The sequence below is a fragment of the Stenotrophomonas sp. SAU14A_NAIMI4_5 genome (assembly GCF_003086795.1).
Taxonomy (GTDB): domain Bacteria; phylum Pseudomonadota; class Gammaproteobacteria; order Xanthomonadales; family Xanthomonadaceae; genus Stenotrophomonas.
The window spans coordinates 1,289,302-1,307,816 of the sequence record NZ_CP026003.1 but is presented as its reverse complement, the minus strand read 5'-3'; the positions used below and the strand labels follow the sequence as shown (position 1 = coordinate 1,307,816).

At 68.4% G+C, this 18,515-nt stretch carries 17 protein-coding genes; 12 read left to right on the top strand and 5 right to left on the bottom strand.

The genetic code is table 11. From position 1 onward, the window contains the following. Positions 1-90 precede the first annotated feature (90 nt). From mqo to C1925_RS06235, 11 genes are all read left to right on the top strand, one after another. A complete protein-coding gene (mqo, locus tag C1925_RS06285; RefSeq protein WP_108768146.1) occupies positions 91-1,779 on the top strand; it encodes a malate dehydrogenase (quinone) in 1,689 nt (562 codons plus the stop codon). 334 nt (positions 1,780-2,113) lie between these two features. After that, complete coding sequence (locus tag C1925_RS06280; RefSeq protein WP_108768145.1) at positions 2,114-4,309, top strand: TonB-dependent siderophore receptor; 2,196 nt, start codon at positions 2,114-2,116, stop codon at positions 4,307-4,309. Positions 4,310-4,535: 226 nt separating this feature from the next. Next, positions 4,536-6,179 carry a malonate decarboxylase subunit alpha gene (mdcA, locus tag C1925_RS06275; protein WP_108768144.1) on the top strand — a complete coding sequence of 548 codons (1,644 nt, stop codon included), beginning with the start codon at positions 4,536-4,538 and terminating at the stop codon, positions 6,177-6,179. 10 nt (positions 6,180-6,189) lie between these two features. Then, positions 6,190-6,510, top strand: a complete 321-nt coding sequence (gene mdcC, locus C1925_RS06270; protein ID WP_108768143.1) for a malonate decarboxylase acyl carrier protein — start codon at positions 6,190-6,192, stop codon at positions 6,508-6,510. Next, complete coding sequence (locus tag C1925_RS06265; protein WP_108768142.1) at positions 6,507-7,415, top strand: biotin-independent malonate decarboxylase subunit beta; 909 nt, start codon at positions 6,507-6,509, stop codon at positions 7,413-7,415. The genes mdcC and C1925_RS06265 overlap by 4 nt, the downstream gene beginning before the upstream one ends. Then, positions 7,412-8,122 carry a biotin-independent malonate decarboxylase subunit gamma gene (gene mdcE / locus C1925_RS06260; RefSeq protein WP_108768141.1) on the top strand — a complete coding sequence of 237 codons (711 nt, stop codon included), beginning with the start codon at positions 7,412-7,414 and terminating at the stop codon, positions 8,120-8,122. The genes C1925_RS06265 and mdcE overlap by 4 nt, the downstream gene beginning before the upstream one ends. Next, positions 8,115-8,756: a malonate decarboxylase holo-[acyl-carrier-protein] synthase gene (mdcG, locus tag C1925_RS06255; RefSeq protein ID WP_108768140.1), complete on the top strand. Its 642-nt coding sequence runs from the start codon at positions 8,115-8,117 to the stop codon at positions 8,754-8,756. The genes mdcE and mdcG overlap by 8 nt, the downstream gene beginning before the upstream one ends. Further along, positions 8,753-9,610: a triphosphoribosyl-dephospho-CoA synthase MdcB gene (mdcB, locus tag C1925_RS06250; RefSeq protein WP_108768139.1), complete on the top strand. Its 858-nt coding sequence runs from the start codon at positions 8,753-8,755 to the stop codon at positions 9,608-9,610. The genes mdcG and mdcB overlap by 4 nt, the downstream gene beginning before the upstream one ends. After that, positions 9,607-10,527, top strand: coding sequence for a malonate decarboxylase subunit epsilon (mdcH, locus tag C1925_RS06245; RefSeq protein ID WP_108768138.1), 921 nt, complete (start codon positions 9,607-9,609; stop codon positions 10,525-10,527). Before mdcB ends, mdcH begins: the two co-directional genes overlap by 4 nt. Positions 10,528-10,631: 104 nt before the next feature. Beyond that, complete coding sequence (locus tag C1925_RS06240) at positions 10,632-11,999, top strand: SLC13 family permease (protein ID WP_108768137.1); 1,368 nt, start codon at positions 10,632-10,634, stop codon at positions 11,997-11,999. 268 nt (positions 12,000-12,267) lie between these two features. Beyond that, entirely contained in the window at positions 12,268-12,987 is a 720-nt protein-coding gene (locus C1925_RS06235; protein ID WP_108768136.1) for a GntR family transcriptional regulator, read from the top strand. A gap of 152 nt (positions 12,988-13,139) precedes the next feature. On the opposite strand, the gene C1925_RS06230 is transcribed toward C1925_RS06235, so the two are convergent. Next, complete coding sequence (locus tag C1925_RS06230) at positions 13,140-13,466, bottom strand: hypothetical protein (RefSeq protein ID WP_108768135.1); 327 nt, start codon at positions 13,464-13,466, stop codon at positions 13,140-13,142. A 31-nt stretch (positions 13,467-13,497) separates the two neighbouring features. Continuing rightward, entirely contained in the window at positions 13,498-13,956 is a 459-nt protein-coding gene (locus tag C1925_RS06225) for a hypothetical protein (RefSeq protein WP_108768134.1), read from the bottom strand. Positions 13,957-14,110: 154 nt separating this feature from the next. On the opposite strand from C1925_RS06225, the gene C1925_RS06220 reads away from it, so the two are divergent. Beyond that, on the top strand, positions 14,111-15,058 hold the full coding sequence (locus tag C1925_RS06220) for a nucleoside hydrolase (RefSeq protein WP_108768133.1): 948 nt from the start codon (positions 14,111-14,113) through the stop codon (positions 15,056-15,058). A gap of 4 nt (positions 15,059-15,062) precedes the next feature. Here the strand turns inward: C1925_RS06220 and C1925_RS06215 are convergent, their stop codons facing one another. From C1925_RS06215 to C1925_RS06205, 3 genes are all read right to left on the bottom strand, one after another. Next, complete coding sequence (locus C1925_RS06215; RefSeq protein ID WP_108768132.1) at positions 15,063-16,322, bottom strand: MFS transporter; 1,260 nt, start codon at positions 16,320-16,322, stop codon at positions 15,063-15,065. 110 nt (positions 16,323-16,432) lie between these two features. Next, entirely contained in the window at positions 16,433-17,746 is a 1,314-nt protein-coding gene (locus C1925_RS06210; protein WP_108768131.1) for a HAMP domain-containing sensor histidine kinase, read from the bottom strand. Next, positions 17,743-18,483 carry a response regulator gene (locus C1925_RS06205; RefSeq protein ID WP_108768130.1) on the bottom strand — a complete coding sequence of 247 codons (741 nt, stop codon included), beginning with the start codon at positions 18,481-18,483 and terminating at the stop codon, positions 17,743-17,745. The genes C1925_RS06210 and C1925_RS06205 overlap by 4 nt, the downstream gene beginning before the upstream one ends. Positions 18,484-18,515 lie beyond the last annotated feature (32 nt).

Here is an 18,515-nt window from a genome sequence, read left to right as displayed (position 1 = left end):
CGCGTCAGGTTGCTGCAAGGCATTGTTTCTTCACGCCATTTGCTGTCCCAGCGCGCATCCTGCCCCCTTCCCCACGCCCAAGTCATTCCCATGAAGAAATTTGGCAAGGCTCTTATCGCCCTGCTCGTGCTGCTGTTGCTGGCCGCCGCGCTGTTCCTGTACTGGCCGCTGACCCAGCGCTCGGTGCCCGCCGCCAGCAACGACAAGCCGGTCGACGTCGTCCTGGTCGGTGCCGGCATCATGAGCATCACCCTGGCCACCTACCTGCAGGAACTGCAGCCGGACTGGAACATCCAGGTCTACGAGCGCCTGGACACCGTCGCCGGCGAAAGCTCGGACGGCTGGAACAACGCCGGCACCGGCCACTCGGCATTCGCCGAACTGAACTACACCCCGGAACTGCCCGACGGCAGCATCGAGACCAAGCGCGCGGTCGGCATCGCCGAATCGTTCGAGGTTTCGCGCCAGTTCTGGTCGCACCAGGTGAAGGAAGGCCGGCTGAGCCAGCCCAGCGACTTCATCAACCCGACCCCGCACATGAGCTTCGTCTGGGGCGATGACAACATCGCCTACCTGCACAAGCGCCAGCAGGCGCTGGTGAAGAACCCGCTGTTCTACGGCATGCAGTACTCGGAGGATCCGGCGCAGATCAAGCAGTGGGCCCCGCTGCTGATGGAAGGCCGCGACCCCAAGCAGAAGGTCGCTGCGACCTGGATGCCGCTCGGTACCGACGTCAACTTCGGCGTGATCACCCGCCAGCTGACCGCCGGCCTGCAGCGCAGCCCGAACTTCGGCCTGCACCTGGAACATGAAGTGCGCGCGCTGCGGCAGAACGCCGACAAGAGCTGGAACGTGACGGTGAAGGACCTCAAGGCCGGCACCGAGACCACCACCCACGCCCGCTTCGTGTTCATCGGTGCCGGTGGCGCCGCGCTGAAGCTGCTGCAGATGTCCGGCATTCCCGAGTCGAAGGATTACGCCGGCTTCCCGGTGGGCGGCCAGTTCCTCGCCTTCCAGGGCGCGGACGTGACCTCGCGCCACCACGTGAAGGCCTACGGCATGGCCGAAACCGGTTCGCCGCCGATGTCGGTGCCGCACCTGGATGCGCGCAAGCTCGATGGCAAGCCGGTGATCCTGTTCGGGCCGTTCGCCCTGTACAGCACCAAGTTCCTCAAGCACGGCTCGTGGTGGGACCTGTATTCGTCGGTCAACCACAACAACGTCGGCCCGATGCTGTCGGTGGGCAAGGACAACCTGGACCTGGTGCAGTACCTGATGGCCCAGGCGCGTCTGGATGATGCCGACCGCCAGGCCGAGCTGGTCAAGTACTTCCCCAACGCCAAGCCCACTGACTGGAAGCTGGTGACGGCCGGCCAGCGCGTGCAGATCATCAAGCGCGACCCGCTGAAGGGCCCGGTGCTGCAGTTCGGCACCGAGATCGTGACCGACAAGGACCACACCCTGGCCGCCCTGCTGGGTGCCTCGCCGGGTGCCTCGACCTCGCCGCCGATCATGCTGGACCTGATGGCCAAGGCCTTCCCGGAACAGATGAAGGCCGGCTGGGAAACCCGCCTGCGCGAGATCGTGCCGTCGTACGGGCGCAAGCTCAATGAGAGCGCCGCGCTGACCAACGAGATCCGCACGCAGACCAGCCAGACCCTGCACCTGCCGTATCTGGACGTGCCGGTGGAAGCCGATGCGACGCCGGCGGTGGCCCCGGCCGCTGCCCCGGCTGCGCCGGAAAAGCGCAACGCCAACGAGGAGCTGCAGGCGCTGTAAGCCTGCTTTCCCTTTGCAATAAACGGACGGCCACCTTCGGGTGGCCGTTCGCGTTTGGGGGTTTCGGGGGTGGGGTCAGAGCCCTTTGCCAGGGCAAAGGGATCTGACTCCGGGGTCGGATCCCTGCGCTGCAGGCGGAGGGCTCTGACCCCTGAGCAACGTTCAAACATCATTTCCTCGTGTCACGAATTGTAATGTTGTTAAGAACGATTTACATTTGCGTCCCGCACGACGCACGCACGCCTCCCAGATGGATCTGAACCCACCCGCTGCCGCCGCCGGGTGCTGGTCGAAGGCTGCTGCCCTCCCCCTCTCAACGTCCCCCGAGCCCTCCATGACCCTGCCTGTCCGTTCTTCCCTGCCCCGCCGTGCGCTGCTGCCGGCTGCCCTGCTGTCCTGCCTGGCCGTGGCCGCGCCCGCTGCATCGGCCGCCGATGCCGATGCCGATGCCTCCGACGCCAAGACCCTCGACCGGGTGAGCGTGCGCGCCGAGCAGTCGGCACCGCCGTCGAGCACCACCCGCCTGCCGATCACCCTGCAGGAGACCCCGCAGTCGTCCACGGTGATCGGCCTGGAGCGCCTGCAGAACGAATCGCTGTTCAGCATCAACGACGTGATGCGCAACGTCACCGGCGTCAGCGTGTCCTTCTATGACACCCAGCGCCCGCTGTACTACGCGCGTGGTTTCGCCATCACCGATTTCCAGGTCGATGGCATCCCCACCTACAGCGGCTCGACCAACCAGGAATACGACACCGCCTTCTACGACCGCGTGGAAGTGATCCGCGGTGCCAACGGCCTGCTCAGCGGTGCCGGCGTGCCGTCGGCCACGGTGAACCTGCTGCGCAAGCGCCCAGGCAAGGAATTCGACGCCTCGTTCTCGGTCAGCGCCGGCAGCTGGGATTACCGCCGCATGGAGGCGGACGTGACCGCGCCGCTGACCGCCGATGGCCGCTTCCGCAGCCGCGTGGTCGCCGCCTATACCGATCGTGATTTCTATTACGACCGCTACAAGGAAAACAAGATGGCCGGCATGGCCGTGCTGGAAGGCGACCTGACCGACAGCACCACGGTCACCGTCGGCTACCAGACCCAGGACAACAACCCGGTGGGTTCGACCTGGGGCACCGTGCCGTTCTTCGACAGCCAGGGCAACTTCGCCCACCTGCCGCGCTCGACCAACCTGTCGCCGAAGTGGAGCTACTGGCAGCGCGAAACCAGCACCGTGTTCGCCAACCTCGAACAGCGCTTCGGTGACGACTGGCTGCTGAAGGTCAACACTTCCTACACCCGCGGCAACGTGCAGAACGTGCGCCTGTACGGCACCGGCAACCCGAACCCGGTGGACGGCTCGGGCATCTTCCTGCGCGCCGCCGCCGGCGATGCCGAGGACACCCGCCGCAACGTCGATGCCTACCTGACCGGCACCTTCAGCCTGTGGGGCCAGGAGCACGACGTGACCCTCGGCACGCAGTGGTCGGACCTGGAAGCCACCACCAACACCACCACGCTGAACTTCCCGAGCGACTGGGCGCGCTGCGGCAACGAGCGCTGCTACTACATCCCCAACATCTACGACTGGAACGGCGACATCTCCGAGGTGACCTACACCCGTACCGGTGCGCGCCGCCTGGCCAAGACCACGCAGAGTGGCGTGTACCTGGCCACCCGCCTGCGCCTGGCCGACCCGCTGGCGCTGATCGCCGGCGCACGCCTGAGCCGCTGGGAAACCCGCACCCGCGCCTACAACGCCACCGGCGCGTACACCGGCACCAGCGGTGCGTACAAGGTCAGCGACGAAGTCACGCCGTACGTGGGCCTGGTCTACGACATCACCCCGGACGTGTCGGTCTACGCCAGCTACACCGAGATCTTCAACCCGCAGAACTACAAGGACAGGAACGAGAACCTGCTGGCGCCGGTGCAGGGTTCCAACGTCGAAGCGGGCATCAAGACGCAGTGGTTCGACGGCCGCCTGACCGCCAATGCGGCGGTGTTCGAAGCCAAGCAGGACAACTACGCGGTGCGTGACATGAGCGTGCCGGACGGCTCACTCAGCGATGGCAGCTCGGCCTACATCGGCGTGAACGGCACCAAGGCACGCGGCTGGGAAATGGACATCAACGGCGAGATCCTGCCGGGCTGGACGGTCAATGCCGGCTACACCCACGTCAAGGTGACCCGCGCCGCGACCGACCTGCTGTACGCGAACCCGGCCGAGGACCTGCTGCAGCTGAACACCCAGGTGCGCCTGCCCGGCGTGCTCGACCGCCTGAGCGTCGGTGCCGGCGTGCAGTGGCAGAGCAAGGTGCAGGGCTACAACAACCCCTACCCGCTGGGCGGCACGGTGACGGTGAACCAGCCGGCCTATGCGCTGGTGCAGTTCAACGCCAACTACCGCATCAGCGACAACTGGACGGCGACGCTGAGCGTGCGCAACGCGCTGGACAAGACCTACTGGGCCAACCTGGACTACAACAACTACGGCGAACCGCGCTTCGTGGCGGCCAGCCTGCGCTGGAAGTTCTAAGCACTCAGCATGCCGGTCAATCCACGCATGGCGTGGATCTACTGGCGTAGTCGCGGTGGGGGCCGACCGTTGGTCGGCACTTGCCTCCCCAGCCGCCATGACCAACGGTCATGGCCTACCTGAATGGGCCCGCCTGCGTGCGGGCCCTTTTTTTTGCTGCGCTGCGGGTTGCACACCGCTCCATAATTATGCCGTAATTATTTCAACGCCAATCGGAAGCCGGTCGATGAACCCGAGCTGGGACACGTTGGAACGCAGCCGCCAGGCCCGCCTGGAACGGGCCGCGCCATGGGCCAGGGGCCGCGAGGTCGCCGCCGCGGATGTGGCCGACCTGCTGCATGCCCTGCTGGAGCCGGGCGACAAGGTCTGCCTGGAGGGCAACAACCAGAAGCAGGCCGATTTCCTCGCCCAGGCCCTGGCCGACCTGGACCCCGCCCGCGTGCACGACCTGCACATGGTGCAGTCGGTGCTGTCCCTGCCCTCGCACCTGGATGTGTTCGAGCGCGGCATCGCGTCGAAGCTGGACTTCTCGTTCTCCGGCCCGCAGTCGGTGAGGCTGGCCAACCTGGTGGCCGAAGGGCGCATCCAGATCGGTGCCATCCACACGTATCTGGAACTGTTCGGCCGCTACTTCATCGACCTCACCCCGCGCGTGGCGCTGGTCGCCGCGCAGGCCGCCGACCGCCACGGCAACCTCTATACCGGCCCGAACACCGAAGACACGCCGGTGATCGTCGAGGCCACCGCCTTCGGTGGCGGCATCGTCATCGCCCAGGTCAACGAAATCGTCGACACCCTCCCCCGCGTCGATATCCCCGCTGACTGGGTCAACTTCGTGGTGCAGGCGCCGCGCCCGAACCACATCGAACCGCTGTTCACCCGCGACCCGGCGCAGATCTCCGAGATCCAGGTGCTGATGGCGATGATGGCCATCAAGGGCATCTACGCCGAGTACGGCGTCAACCGCCTGAACCACGGCATCGGCTTCGACACTGCGGCCATCGAACTGCTGCTGCCGACCTACGCCGAATCGCTGGGGCTGAAGGGCAAGATCTGCCAGCACTGGGCGCTGAACCCGCACCCGGCGCTGATTCCGGCGATCGAATCGGGCTTCGTCAAATCGGTGCATTCGTTCGGTTCGGAACTGGGCATGGAGAAGTACATCGCCGCACGTGGCGATGTGTTCTTCACCGGTGCCGACGGTTCGATGCGCTCCAACCGCGCGTTCTCGCAGACCGCCGGCCTGTATGCCTGCGACATGTTCATCGGCTCGACCCTGCAGATCGACCTGCAGGGCAACAGCTCCACCGCCACCCGCGACCGCATCGCCGGCTTTGGTGGCGCACCCAACATGGGCTCGGATGCACGCGGCCGCCGCCACGCCAGCGATGCTTGGATCAAGGCTGGCCAGCAGGCCGCGCGGCCGGGCGAAATGCCGCGCGGGCGCAAGCTGGTGATACAGATGGTGGAAACCTTCCGCGAGCACATGGCGCCCGCCTTCGTCGAGCGACTGGACGCCTGGGAACTGGCCGAGCGCGCGGACATGCCGCTGCCGCCGGTGATGATCTACGGCGACGACGTCAGCCACGTGCTGACCGAGGAAGGCATCGCCAACCTGCTGCTGTGCCGCACACCGGAGGAACGCGAACAGGCGATCCGCGGTGTCTCCGGCTACACCGCCGTCGGCCTCGGCCGCGACCGCGCGATGGTGGAAAACCTGCGCGACCGCGGCGTGATCCGTCGCCCCGAAGATCTCGGCATCTCGCCGCGCGATGCCAGCCGTGACCTGCTGGCCGCGCGTTCGGTGAAGGACCTGGTGCGCTGGTCCGGCGGCCTGTACGACCCGCCCAAGCGCTTCCGCAACTGGTAAGGGACTGAGCATGGAAACCCTCGACTATCGATTCGACGGCCGCACCCCCGTGCAGTTCCCGCGCGATGCGGTGCTGGTGGGCGTGCTCGCCTCGGGCAACCTGGAAATCCTGCTGGAGCCCGCCGCGCAGGACGGTGCGATGACGGTGCGCATCATCACCGCCGCGCAGGGCTTCGGCACCATCTGGCAGGCGGTCATCGCCGATTTCGCCCAGCGCCATCCCCTGCGCGACGTGCGCGTCTCGATCAACGATGCCGGTGCTACCCCGGCCGTGGTCAGCCTGCGCCTGGACCAGGCGGTGGAAACCCTGCTGGCCGGAGGCACCCCATGAGCCACGTGCAACGCCACAGCTATTACGAAGCCGATGCACGCGAGCGCATCGCCGGGCTGGTCGACGCCGGTTCGTTCCGCGAATTCCTCGGCCCCGCACGGCGCATGATGAGCCCGCACCTGGCCCAGCTCGACCAGCCGGCCGCCTTTGACGACGGCATCGTCGTCGGCGAGGCCACGCTGCAGGGCAAGCGCGTGCTGCTGGCCGCGCAGCAGGGTGAATTCATGGGCGGTGGCGTCGGCGAAGTGCACGGCGCCAAGCTGACCGGCCTGCTGCGCCGCGCGGCGGAAACGCAGCCCGACGGCGTGCTGCTGCTGCTGGATACCGGCGGCGTGCGCCTGCACGAAGCCAATGCCGGCCTGATCGCGATTTCCGAAATCATGCGCGCCACCCTGGGCGCACGCGCTGCCGGCGTACAGGTAGTAGCACTGATCGGCAGCGGCAACGGCGCGTTCGGCGGCATGGGCATCGTCGCCCGCTGCTGCACCACCGTCATCATGTCCGAGGAAGGCCGGCTGTCACTGTCCGGGCCGGAAGTGATCGAGACCGTGCGCGGCGTGGAAGAGTTCGATTCGCGCGACCGCGCTCTGGTCTGGCGCGTGACCGGTGGCAAGCACCGCTACCTGATCGACCAGGCACAGGTACTTGTGCCCGATTCGATCGAAGCCTTCGCCCGCGCCGCCGCCGATGCATTGCAGGCCGACGCCGCCAGCCGCGATACCGACACTGCACTGAGCGCCCTGCAGGCCCGCCACGCTGCGTTGAAGGCACGCGTGCAGGCCTGGGGCGACTGCCGCGATGGACTGGAGATCTGGACCCGCCAGGGCATCGCCGAGCCCGAGCGCCTGCCGCTGCTGGACACCGACGCCTTCCTCGCCGCCACCGCCGGCAGGAGCCTGCCATGAGCGCCCCGCTGCAGACCCTGCTCGACGCCCTGTTCCCGCGCGGCCACCGCATCAACATCAATGACTCGGTACTGACCGGCACGGCCAGCACCGAAGATGGCGAAGTGACGGTGATCGGCACCACCGACCGCATCGAGGTCGGCGTCGACCATGCGCTGGCGCTGGCCGAAACCGTGCTGGCCAGTACCGCCGCACACCCGCAGCGGCCGATCGTGATGCTGGCCGACACCGCCGGCCAGCGCCTGGCCCGCCGCGATGAACTGCTGGGCATCAACGGCTACTTCGCCCACCTCGCGCAGACGATCGACCTGGCCCGCCGTCGTGGCGCGCGCCTGGTCACCCTGGTCTACGGCGAATCGGTGAGCGGTGGCTTCCTGTCCTTCGGCTTGATGGCCGACCACATCCATGCCCTGCCCGATGCGCAGGTGCGGGTGATGGACCTGCGCGCGATGGCGCGGGTAACCAAGCAACCGCTGGAAAAACTGCAGGCGCTCAGCCAGAGCTCGCCGGTGTTCGCGCCGGGCGTGGCCAACTACGTGTCGATGGGCGCGGTCGAATCGCTGTGGAACGGTGACCTCGCCCAGCACCTGCTGCAGGCGCTGCGCACGCCCAGCGACGGCGACCTGCGTGCCGCACGCGGTGCCGAGCGTGGTGGCCGCGCGCTTGCGGCGGATGTCTGCACTGCGGTGGCCCGCGGCGATGCCTGACCGGCCCGCCCGCCACACGCTGGTCTGGCTGTCGGCGCAAGCCGATTGGCGGGCCGACGTGGCCGCGCAGGAACCGCGCCTGGCGGCGTGGTTCGCGCAGGGGCAGCCGGCCATGGTGGCGCGGCGTGCCGTGGATGATCCCGACCCGCGCCTGCGCCTGGGCGTGCCGCTACCGCCGAGCGAAGGCAAACAACGCCTGGCCCTGCGCGTGCCGCTGCACGACGTGCTGCGCCAGCAGCCGCCGCCGACGCTGGAAGCCATCCTCACCACCGGCGTTGCCAACGACTGGCAGGCCGCGCTGCACGCACTGGCCCGCCTTGCGCCGGCCCGTGTGTTCGGTGCCTTCGCCTGGCAGCACCTGAGTGGCCTGCCCTATGTGCATGCCGCATCGGACATCGACCTGCTGTGGCAGGTGGAGGCCACGGCACAGGCCGATGCACTGGTGGCGCGACTGCAGCAGTGGGAAACCGAGCACGGCCGTCGGGTGGACGGCGAACTGTGCCTGGCTGACGGCGGCGCGGTGAACTGGCGCGAATACGCCGGTGGCAGCCGCCAGGTGCTGGTCAAACGCCTGGAAGGTGCTGCGCTCGAAGCCCGTGACCGGCTGTTCGTGGCCACCGGAGTGGCCGCATGAACGCCCTCGCCCATGCTGACCGCACCGTCGCGCGCCGCGTCGACAGCGCGCGCCTGGGCCGCCTGGCCATCGCCAGCCTGCATGCGGAACTGGCCTGCGCACCCAAGCCGGGCCTGGTCACGCCGTTCGATACCGGCAGCCATGACGACATGGATGCGGGTACGTTCCTGCGCAGCCTGTTCGCGCTGCGCCACTACTTCACCTCGATTGCCGACGCCGGTGCCGCTGATGCGCCGTTCGCCAGCCTGCGCGCGCACGGCATCGCCGCCGAGCACGCAATGCTGCGCGCCACCGGCGGCATCAATACCCATCGCGGCGCCATCTTCAGCCTGGGCCTGCTGGTGGCTGCTGCTGCACGCTGCCACCGCCAGCAGGGCCACGCCGCGCCCGCTGCGCAGGTCTGCCTGGCCGTGCAGCACTGGGCGGATGCGTTCGCCGCGGCGCCGCTGGATGCGAACAGCCCCGGCCAGCGCGCGCGCCTGCGCCATGGCGTGCCGGGCGTGCGCGAACAGGCCGCCGCCGGTTACCCCGTGCTGCGCGAGCTGGCCGTACCGACCCTGCGCCATGCCCTGCACAACGGCCTGCCGCGTGATGCAGCGATGTGCCAGACCCTGATGCAGCTGGTCGCGCAGGTGGATGATCTCAACCTGCTGCACCGTGGCGGCGCCGATGGCCTGGCCTGGGCGCAGCAGCAGGCGCGCCGCTTCATCGAGGCAGGCGGTGCCTTCGCACCCGGCTGGGAAACTCGCCTGCACGGCATCGGAGAGGGCTTCGTCGCGCGCCGCCTCAGCCCCGGTGGCAGCGCCGACCTGCTGGCCTGCAGCTGGTTCCTGCTGCAGCAGGAGGGCGCATGAGCCTTGCCCTGCTCTGCCCCGGGCAAGGTGCGCAGCACGCGGCGATGTTCGACCGCGTGCGCGAGCTGCCCGCGGCCCGCGACGTACTGGCGTCGGCCAGCGCCGTGCTCGGCCGTGACGCGTTCGCGGCCGCCGCCGATGAAACACGCTTCGACAACGCACTGGCGCAACCGCTGCTGTGTGCCGCAACGCTGGCGCACTGGCACGGCCTGCGCGAGGCGTTGCCGGCACCGCTGCTGGTGGCCGGCTACAGCATCGGTGAACTGGCCGCGCATGCGATCGCCGGCAGCGTTGATGCGAGCACCTGCCTGGGCCTGGCCGCGCAGCGCGCGCAACTGATGGATGCCGCCAGCCCTGCCGATGCAGGCATGCAGGCCGTGCTGGGGCTGGAGCGCCATACCCTGCAGCCGCTGTGTGATGCACACGGCGCGCATGTGGCCATCGCCAACGGCCGCGATCACTTCATCGTCGGCGGCACGCAGGCTTCCCTGCAGGCCCTGGCCGATGCCGCGCGCGCGCAGGGTGCGGAGATCCGCCCGCTGCCGGTGCTTGTGCCCGCGCATACGCCGCTGCTGCACGCTGCCGTCGCACCGTTCGCCGCCGCACTCGACGGCTCGCCGCTGCAGGCCCCGCGCCTGCCGTTGCTGGCCGGCATCGATGCGCGCCCGGTGCGCGACCGCGCAGCAGCGGTGCACACGCTGTCGGCGCAGCTGGCACAGACCATTGAATGGGCGCAGGTGATGCGCCAGGCCTTCGAGCGCGGCGCGCGGGTATTCCTGCAGCTGGGCCCGGGCAATGCATTGGCGCGCATGATCGCGCCGTCCTATCCGTGCTGCGAGGTGCGCGCGGTGGAAGAGTTCCAGAGCCTGGACGGCGCGGCGGAATGGGTCCGCAGCGCGCTGGAGCGGCTGCAGTAACGGGTTCGAGCAGTACGTATCACGCCTCACGTTGTACGACGCCTTACCCCGGGATGGCGGGTCTCCATCCGAGCTGTACCCGAGTCACGTGTCTGGGAGGGCGCATGAGTCCACAAATCGCAACGATCATCGGTCTGGTGATCATGTTCATCGTCGCCACCGCGATGCCCATCAACATGGGTGCGGTGGCCTTCGCCCTCGCCTTCATCATCGGCGGCATCTTCGTCGACATGGGTGGCAAGGACGTGCTCGCCGGCTTCCCCGGTGACCTGTTCCTGACCCTGGTCGGCATCACCTACCTGTTCGCCATCGCACAGAAGAACGGCACCATCGACCTGTTGGTGCACTGGGCGGTGAAAGCGGTACGCGGCCACATCGTGGCCATCCCGTGGGTGATGTTCGTCATCACCGCCGTCCTGACCGCCTTCGGCGCGCTGGGCCCGGCCGCGGTGGCCATCATCGGCCCGGTCGCGCTGCGCTTCGCCAAGCAGTACAACATCAACCCGCTGATGATGGGCCTGCTGGTGATCCATGGTGCGCAGGCCGGTGGCTTCTCGCCGATCAGCGTGTACGGCAGCATCACCAACGGCGTGGTGCAGAAGGCCGGCCTGGAAGTGACCGAGATGGCAGTGTTCCTGACCAGCCTCGGCTTCAACTTCATGATGGCGATCATCTGCTTCCTGGCCTTCGGTGGCATCGCGCTGATGCGTCGCGGTTCGATCACCGCCACCGGTGGCGTGGGCAACGCCGAGCTCGCCATGGCCGGTGGCCCGCAGGCGTCGTCGCGGCAGTTCGCCATCGAAGGCCACGGCGCGCTGGTCGCCGCCGGTGGTGGCACGCTGTCCAATGACCCGGCCGCGCTGGATGCGGTGGGCTTCACCCGCGAGCGTCTGTTCACCCTGATCGGCCTGCTCGGCCTGGGCGTAGCCGCGCTGATCTACAACCTCAACGTCGGCCTGGTCTCGATCACCGTCGCGGTGGTGCTGGCCCTGCTCTCGCCGCAGAGCCAGAAGGGTGCGGTCGATGGCATCAGCTGGTCGACCGTGCTGCTGATCTGCGGCGTGGTGACCTATATCGGCGTGCTCGAACATGCAGGCGCGGTGGACTTCATCGGCCATGGTGTTTCCAGCATCGGCATCCCGCTGCTGGGTGCGCTGCTGGTCTGCTACGTGGGCGGCATCGTGTCTGCATTCGCGTCCTCGGCGGCGGTGCTGGGCGCGACCATTCCGCTGGCGGTGCCATTCCTGCTGCAGGGCCACCTGGGTGCGGCCGGCGTGATCTGCGCGCTGGCAGTGTCGTCCACCATCGTCGACGTCAGCCCGTTCTCGACCAACGGCGCGCTGGTGGTGGCCTCGGCCGCGAAGGAAGAGCGCGAGACGCTGTTCCGCCGCTTCCTGGTGTACAGCGGCCTGGTGGTGGCGTTTGGCCCGCTGCTGGCCTGGCTGGTGTTCGTGGTACCGGGCTGGATGTAAGTGACGGGGCGCCGGAGGATTCCGGCGCCCTTCGATGCACGGGCCGGATTCGGCTGGGGGCGACTGGGGGGGGCGACCGGGTAGAGTCGACCGTTGGTCGACTATCGCGCGCAGCGCGGGATCTTCGGCATCCATGCGAAGAGCAGTCGACCAACGGTCGACTCTACCAAGCAGTTTCTGCCAGCCATTTTTTCCATCGGATTTCGCCCAACCGGGTTTCCCGCACCGCGTTACAGGTTCCACCCAGGGAGGCAGTACACTTTCCACCATGGCCATTGCTCCCGCCCCGCGTTCGCCGAAGAAGCGCGCACCTCTGTACGAAGAGGTGGCCGAGCATGTGCGCGAGCGCATCTACGATTACCGGCTGCCGCCGGGCGAATGGATCGACGAACCCGCGCTGTGCGAGGAACTCGGCATCAGCCGTACGCCGCTGCGCGAGGCGTTGAAGCTGCTGGCAGCCGAAGGGCTGGTGCAGATCGATGCTGGCCGCGGTGCGCGGGTCACGCGGCTGACCCTGGAAGACCTCAACCAGCTGTTCCCGGTGATGGCGATGCTGGAAGGCCGCTGCGCGCATGAGGCGGTCAAGCACATCGACGACGCCGGCGTGCAGCAGCTGGAAGACCTGCATGCAGCGATGGAAGCGGCAGCGGCCAACGGCAACATCGCCGAGTACTACCGCAACAACTACCTCATCCACGAAACCGTGCAGCACTACGCCGGCAACCCGTGGCTGATCCGCATCACCCACGACCTGCACCGCATCCTGAAGATGCACCGCGGCCGCCAGCTGCTGGCACCGGGCCGCACGGCGCAGTCGCTGGCCGAACACCGCGAGCTGATGGACTGCTTCCGCCGTCGTGACGCGCAGGCGGCCGAACGCACGATGGAACGCCACCTGCTGAGCCAAGGCCAGGCGCTGGCCGCCTACGTGGCCGATGGGGGGTTGTTGAACGTGCCCGCACCGTTGCCGACCGAAGGCGGCGGCTGAGCGGGTACGGCACGGCACGAACAACGCCGGCCGACCGCTGTTTCGTAGAGTCGAGCTTGCTCGACTGCTTTTTCGGTGTAGTCGAGCATGGCTCGACTCTACAAATGCCACAGGCAGTCGAGCATGGCTCGACTCTACAAAATGCCTGCGCCTCAATCGCCGCAGCTGCCACCATCGCCGCCACCACTGTCGCTGCTGCAGTCCGAGCCGCTGTAGCTGTGGCTGTTGTGGCTGTCACTGGAGTAACTGCCCGAGGAATCGTAGCTGCCCGCGAAGCTGCCATCGCTGCGGCTGACCGAGCCATCGGCGGTGGCGATCGCCATGCACAGGATCGCGCCGACCAGCGGCAGCAGCCAGACCAGCAGCAGCTGCACCATCCGTCCTCCCACCGACACGTCGTCGCGCCGCACCACCACATAGGTGGCGACCAGGTTCAGGCCCAGCACCAGGGCGATCAGGACCAGGGTCACCACCAGCATGGCGTGCCTCCGCAGCAGCGAACCGGCGCGGTCATGGCGCCACCATCAATGACTGGATCTGCGCGCGCTCTTCCAGCGGCCGCTGGAAATCCATCGGATAGACCGGTGCATGGCGCTCGCCCTTGAGCAGGAACAGGCTTTCGCTGCCCAGCGTGGCCTCGCGGATATGGCCCAAGGTGTAATGCCACATCGTCCACAGCGGCACCCGGATCGTCGCCGGCACCTTGCCTTCCCGCGGCCGCAGCACTTCCTGCACCTGCAGGACCAGGCGGATCTCGTTGTCCGAGCCTGGCCCGGTGCGCGATCCGGGATCGGTCAGCGGCCGTCCCTTGCCATCGACCATTTCCACGGCGACCACCTTGGCGCGGACGATCTGGTCGGCTTCAGCCACCATTTCCTCCAGCGGCTTCGGCTCCACCGAGGTGGCCAGGGCCGGCGCTACGGCGCCCAGGCACAGCAGGCCGGCCAGCAGGATCGCGGGGGTCTTCATGGCGGTTCTCCTTCCGTGGATACCCCCTGACGATAGCACCGCCGCAGCGGTTCGCCCTGCCTGTCATGAAGATGGGACAATGTAGGGCGCGCCGGCCCGGCCCCCAGGGTCCCGCCGGCCCCCCTGCACCACACTGAAGAAGAAGAACAACAACATGCTGAAAGTCATTTTCGATACGGATCCGGGCGTCGACGACGCGCTGGCCCTGCTGTACCTGCACAAGCACGCCCAGATCGACCTGGTCGGCGTCACCACCACCTTCGGCAACGCGTCGGTGGATTCGACCACCCACAACGCGCTGTACCTGAAGCAGGCCTGGGGCTTTGCCGCCCCGGTCGCGCGCGGCGCCGCCGGCCCGCTGCAGCCCGAAGCCACCCCGGAAGCCTGGCCGGTGCACATCCATGGCCACAACGGCCTGGGCAACCACCCGGTGCCGGCTGCGCTGGACGTGGCCGCCGATGCACGTCCGGCCCACCAGCTGATCATCGACCTGGTCCGCGCCCACCCGGGCGAAGTGACCCTGATCGCGGTCGGCCGCATGACCAACCTGGCCCTGGCCCTGCAGCAGGCCCCGGATATCGCCGGCCTGGTGCGCGGCGTGGTCCTCATGGGCGGCGCCTTCCACGTCAACGGCAACATCACCCCGGCCGCCGAGGCCAACATCTGGGGCGACGCCGAAGCGGCCGACATCGTGTTCACCGCGCAGTGGCCGGTCACCGCCATCGGCCTGGACGTCACCACCCGCGTGGAAATGGACCGTGACGGCCTGGACAAGCTGGCTGCCATCGGCGGTGCCGATGCCGAGCTGGTGCGTGCGCTGTCGCAGGACTACGTGGACTTCTACCTGCAGGCCGGGCACAAGGGCATGGTCGTGCACGACTGCTGCGCCTGCATCGCCCTGACCCGCCCGGAGCTGTTCCAGTTCGAGCGCGCCAGCGTGCGCGTGGCCACCGACGGTGTTGCCCGCGGCATGACCATCCCCAAGCCGGAAGGCCTGGCCTTCGGCCCCAGCGTGTGGGATGGCCACGTGCTGCAGTCGTTCGCCATCGGCGTGGATGCGCCGGCCGTGCTGGCCGACATCGAGCAGACCCTGGCGGTCTGATCGCCTAGCGCTTGCCCCTGCCCGGGGTCGTCTCGGGCAGGGTCCACAGCACCGGCAGCACCAGCACCGCCACCAGCGCGATCATCGCGCCCGGCGCCGCCGCCCAGCCGCTGCGTTCCACCCACCACTGCGCCAGCCACGGTGTCGCACCGCCGAACACCGCCGTGGCCATGGTCACCCCCAGTGCCAGCCCGCTCACCCGGCCCTCGCCCGGGAACTGCTCGGCCGTGGCCGGTGCCGCTACCGCGCTGATGCCACCCGCCACGCAGGCCAGCACCACCGCCGCCAGCGCGATGCCCAGCGGCGCGGCTTCGGCCATCCAGCCGAACATCGACAGCGGCAGCAGCGCCGCCAGCACGGTCAGCCCCAGAAGCAGCGGTCGCCGCCCGAAGCGATCGGACAGCAGTCCGCACAGCGGCGTGATGGCGATGACCGCCACTGCCGCCACCGTCGACAACCACAGCGCATCGCCTTCATCGTGTCCCTGCGCGTGCAGGAACGCCGGCACGTAGGTAATGCCGACGTAGTAAGTGATCGAACCGAGTGCGGAAATCGCGAAGGTGCGCGCCACCGCGCCGGGATGGTTGCGCAGCACGTGGCGCAGCGGCGTCGCCGGAATGCTGCCCTCGCGACGCTGGCGCTCGAACTCGGGCGATTCGTGCATGCCCGAGCGTGCGATGAGGATCACCAGCGCGAGCGCGGCACCGACGAAGAACGGAATGCGCCAGCCCCAGCCATCCAGCTGTGCGGGCGTGAGCATTGCCACCGTCACCGCAGAGATCGCCACCGCCAGCAGCGCGCCCACTTCACTGGCCGCCGAGGCCAGCGAAGTGACCAGTCCACGCCGACGCGCCGGTGCGCTTTCCAGCAAGTAGGCGACCACGCCGGTGTATTCGCCACCCACCGAAAAGGCCATCACGCAGCGCAGGACCAGCAGCAGCACGCCGGCCGTGGTACCCGCCGTGGCGGCCGTCGGCAGCAGGGCGGTGGCCAGCATCGCCGCCGCCATCAGCGCCATCGAGGCCAGCAGCATCCAGCGCCGGCCGAGGCGATCACCGAGGTGGCCGAAGCACAGCGCGCCGAGCGGGCGCATCAGGTAGGAGACGGCGAAGCCCGCGAGCGTGACCAACATCGCCTGCTCGCCGCCGCCGAAGAACACCCGCGACAACACGGTGGCGAAATACAGGTACAGGGTGAAGTCGTACCACTCCACCACGGTGGACAGGCCCGCGACCCACATCGAGCGCTGCCGCGCCGCCGTCATTTCATTCATGGCCGGAGGGTGTCACGCGCGGGGTGACGGCGCGGTGCATCTGCAGGCAGGGCGCGGGGGCAGAGCCCTTTGCCGGTGGCAAAGGGATCCGACCCCACCCATCAGCCCGGCAGCTGCAGCACCGCCTGCAGGCCACCGCCTTCGCGGTTGCGCAGCTGCAGCGAACCGCCCAGCGACTGCGCCAGCTGCACGGCGATGGCCAGGCCCAGCCCGGTGCCGCCGGTATCACGGTTGCGCGAGCTCTCCAGCCGGTGGAACGGGGCCAGCACGGCCTGCAGCTGGTCCTCGGGAATGCCCGGGCCGCGATCAGACACGCTGATCCACGGCTTGCCGGCCGCATCGCGACCCGCATCGATCTCGGCACTGCCGGCATAGCGCAGCGCGTTGTCCACCAGGTTGCCGACCACCCGCCGCAGCGGCTGCGGCCAGGTCTGCACCGTCAGCCCCGACGGTGCACCGCCCGAGACCGGCTTGCCCATGTCCTCGTAATCACCGACCACGCTGGCCAGGAATGCGCCAAGATCCATTGCCACCGGCGCACCACTGGCCACGTGGCTGCTGCGTGCATAGGCCACGCCCTCGCGCACCAGCTGGCCGAGGTGGTCCAGGTCATCCAGCAGGCGCTGCTGGGTCGCGTCTTCGGGCAGCGTTTCCACCCGCAGCTTCATCCGCGTGATCGGCGTCTGCAGGTCGTGCGAGATCGCCGCGAGAATCTGCAGGCGCTCGCTGACATGGCCACGGATGCGCGCCTGCAGCGCATTCAATGCGGCGGCCGCCGTACCGACTTCGGCGGGGCCATCTTCGGCCAGCATCGGTGCGTCCTTGCCCGGCTGCAGGTGCTCGACGGCGTGCGACAGCTGCTGCAAAGGCCGCAGCGCCAGCCGTACCGCCAGCCACGCGCACAGCAGCAGCAGGGCCAGCTGCGCCAGCAGCACGGCTGGCAGCCAGCGCGCCAGCGGCAGGCCGGACGGCGTTACTTCGATGGTCAACGGCGTGCCATCGTGCAGCCGCAGTTCCACCTCGAAACGTTCGGGCAGGCGCGCGACCTGGCGGGCCTGCAGCGGGTAACGATGCTCCAGGCTGTCATCGATGATGGCGGTGACCTGCCGTGCACGCTCGGTTTCCAGCGCCGGCCCTGCAGCGGCCGGGCGCAGCAGATAGCGGTAGGTGCGCCGTTCCAGGCGCGGCACCCAGGCCTGGCGCTGGTCGGCCGGCAGGTGTTCCAGCAGGGCCACGCTAACCGCCACGTCCTCGTCCAGGTTGCGCAGCATCATGCTGCGCGTGGCCTGGTAGCGCTCGAAGAACAGCAGGCCGAACGACAGCGCGTGGGCCAGGGTCAGCCCGCCCAGCAGCAACAGCAGCAGGCGCGCGGACAACGTGCGCGGCCACGGCAGGCGGCGCGCGGCGGCGTTCATTCCTCCGGCCCCAGCAGCTGCACCGGCACGCTGAACACATAGCCTTCGCTGCGCACGGTCTTGATGTAGGTCGGCTCGCGCGCGTCGTCGCCCAGGCGCTGGCGCACGCGGCTGACCAGCAGGTCGATGGAGCGGTCGAACAGTTCGGCATCGCGGCCCTGGGTGAGGCTGAGCAGCTGGTCGCGGCTGAGCACGCGGTTGGCATGGTCGAGGAACACGCGCAGCAACCGGAACTCGGCGCCGCTGAGCGGATAGGCGGTGTCCTGCGCATCCAGCAGGTGGCGGGCGGTGGTATCCAGGCGCCATTCGCCGAAGGCCAGCTGGCGACCGGCTTCGCTCACCTGCAGGTTCGGCGGCAGCATCTGCGTGCGGCGGATCACCGCATTGATGCGCGCCAGCAGTTCGCGCGAGGAGAAGGGTTTGGTCACGTAATCATCGGCGCCCATTTCCAGGCCGATGATGCGGTCGGTCTCATCATCGCGGGCGGTCAGCAGCACCACCGGCACGGCGCGGTGCTTGCCGGCCCGCAGATTGCGGCACAGGCTCAGGCCATCCTCGCCCGGCATCATCACGTCCAGCACCACCAGGTCCACCGCATGGGTGTCCATCAGCGCACGCATGGCGCGGCCACCATCGGCCTGGCTGATGCGCAGGCCGTTGCGCTGCAGGTAGTCGGCCAGCATCTGGCGGATGTCGCTGTCATCGTCGACGACAAGGATGTGCGGTACGTGGTTCATTGCGTTCTCGATGGCGGCGGAGGACAAGGCCG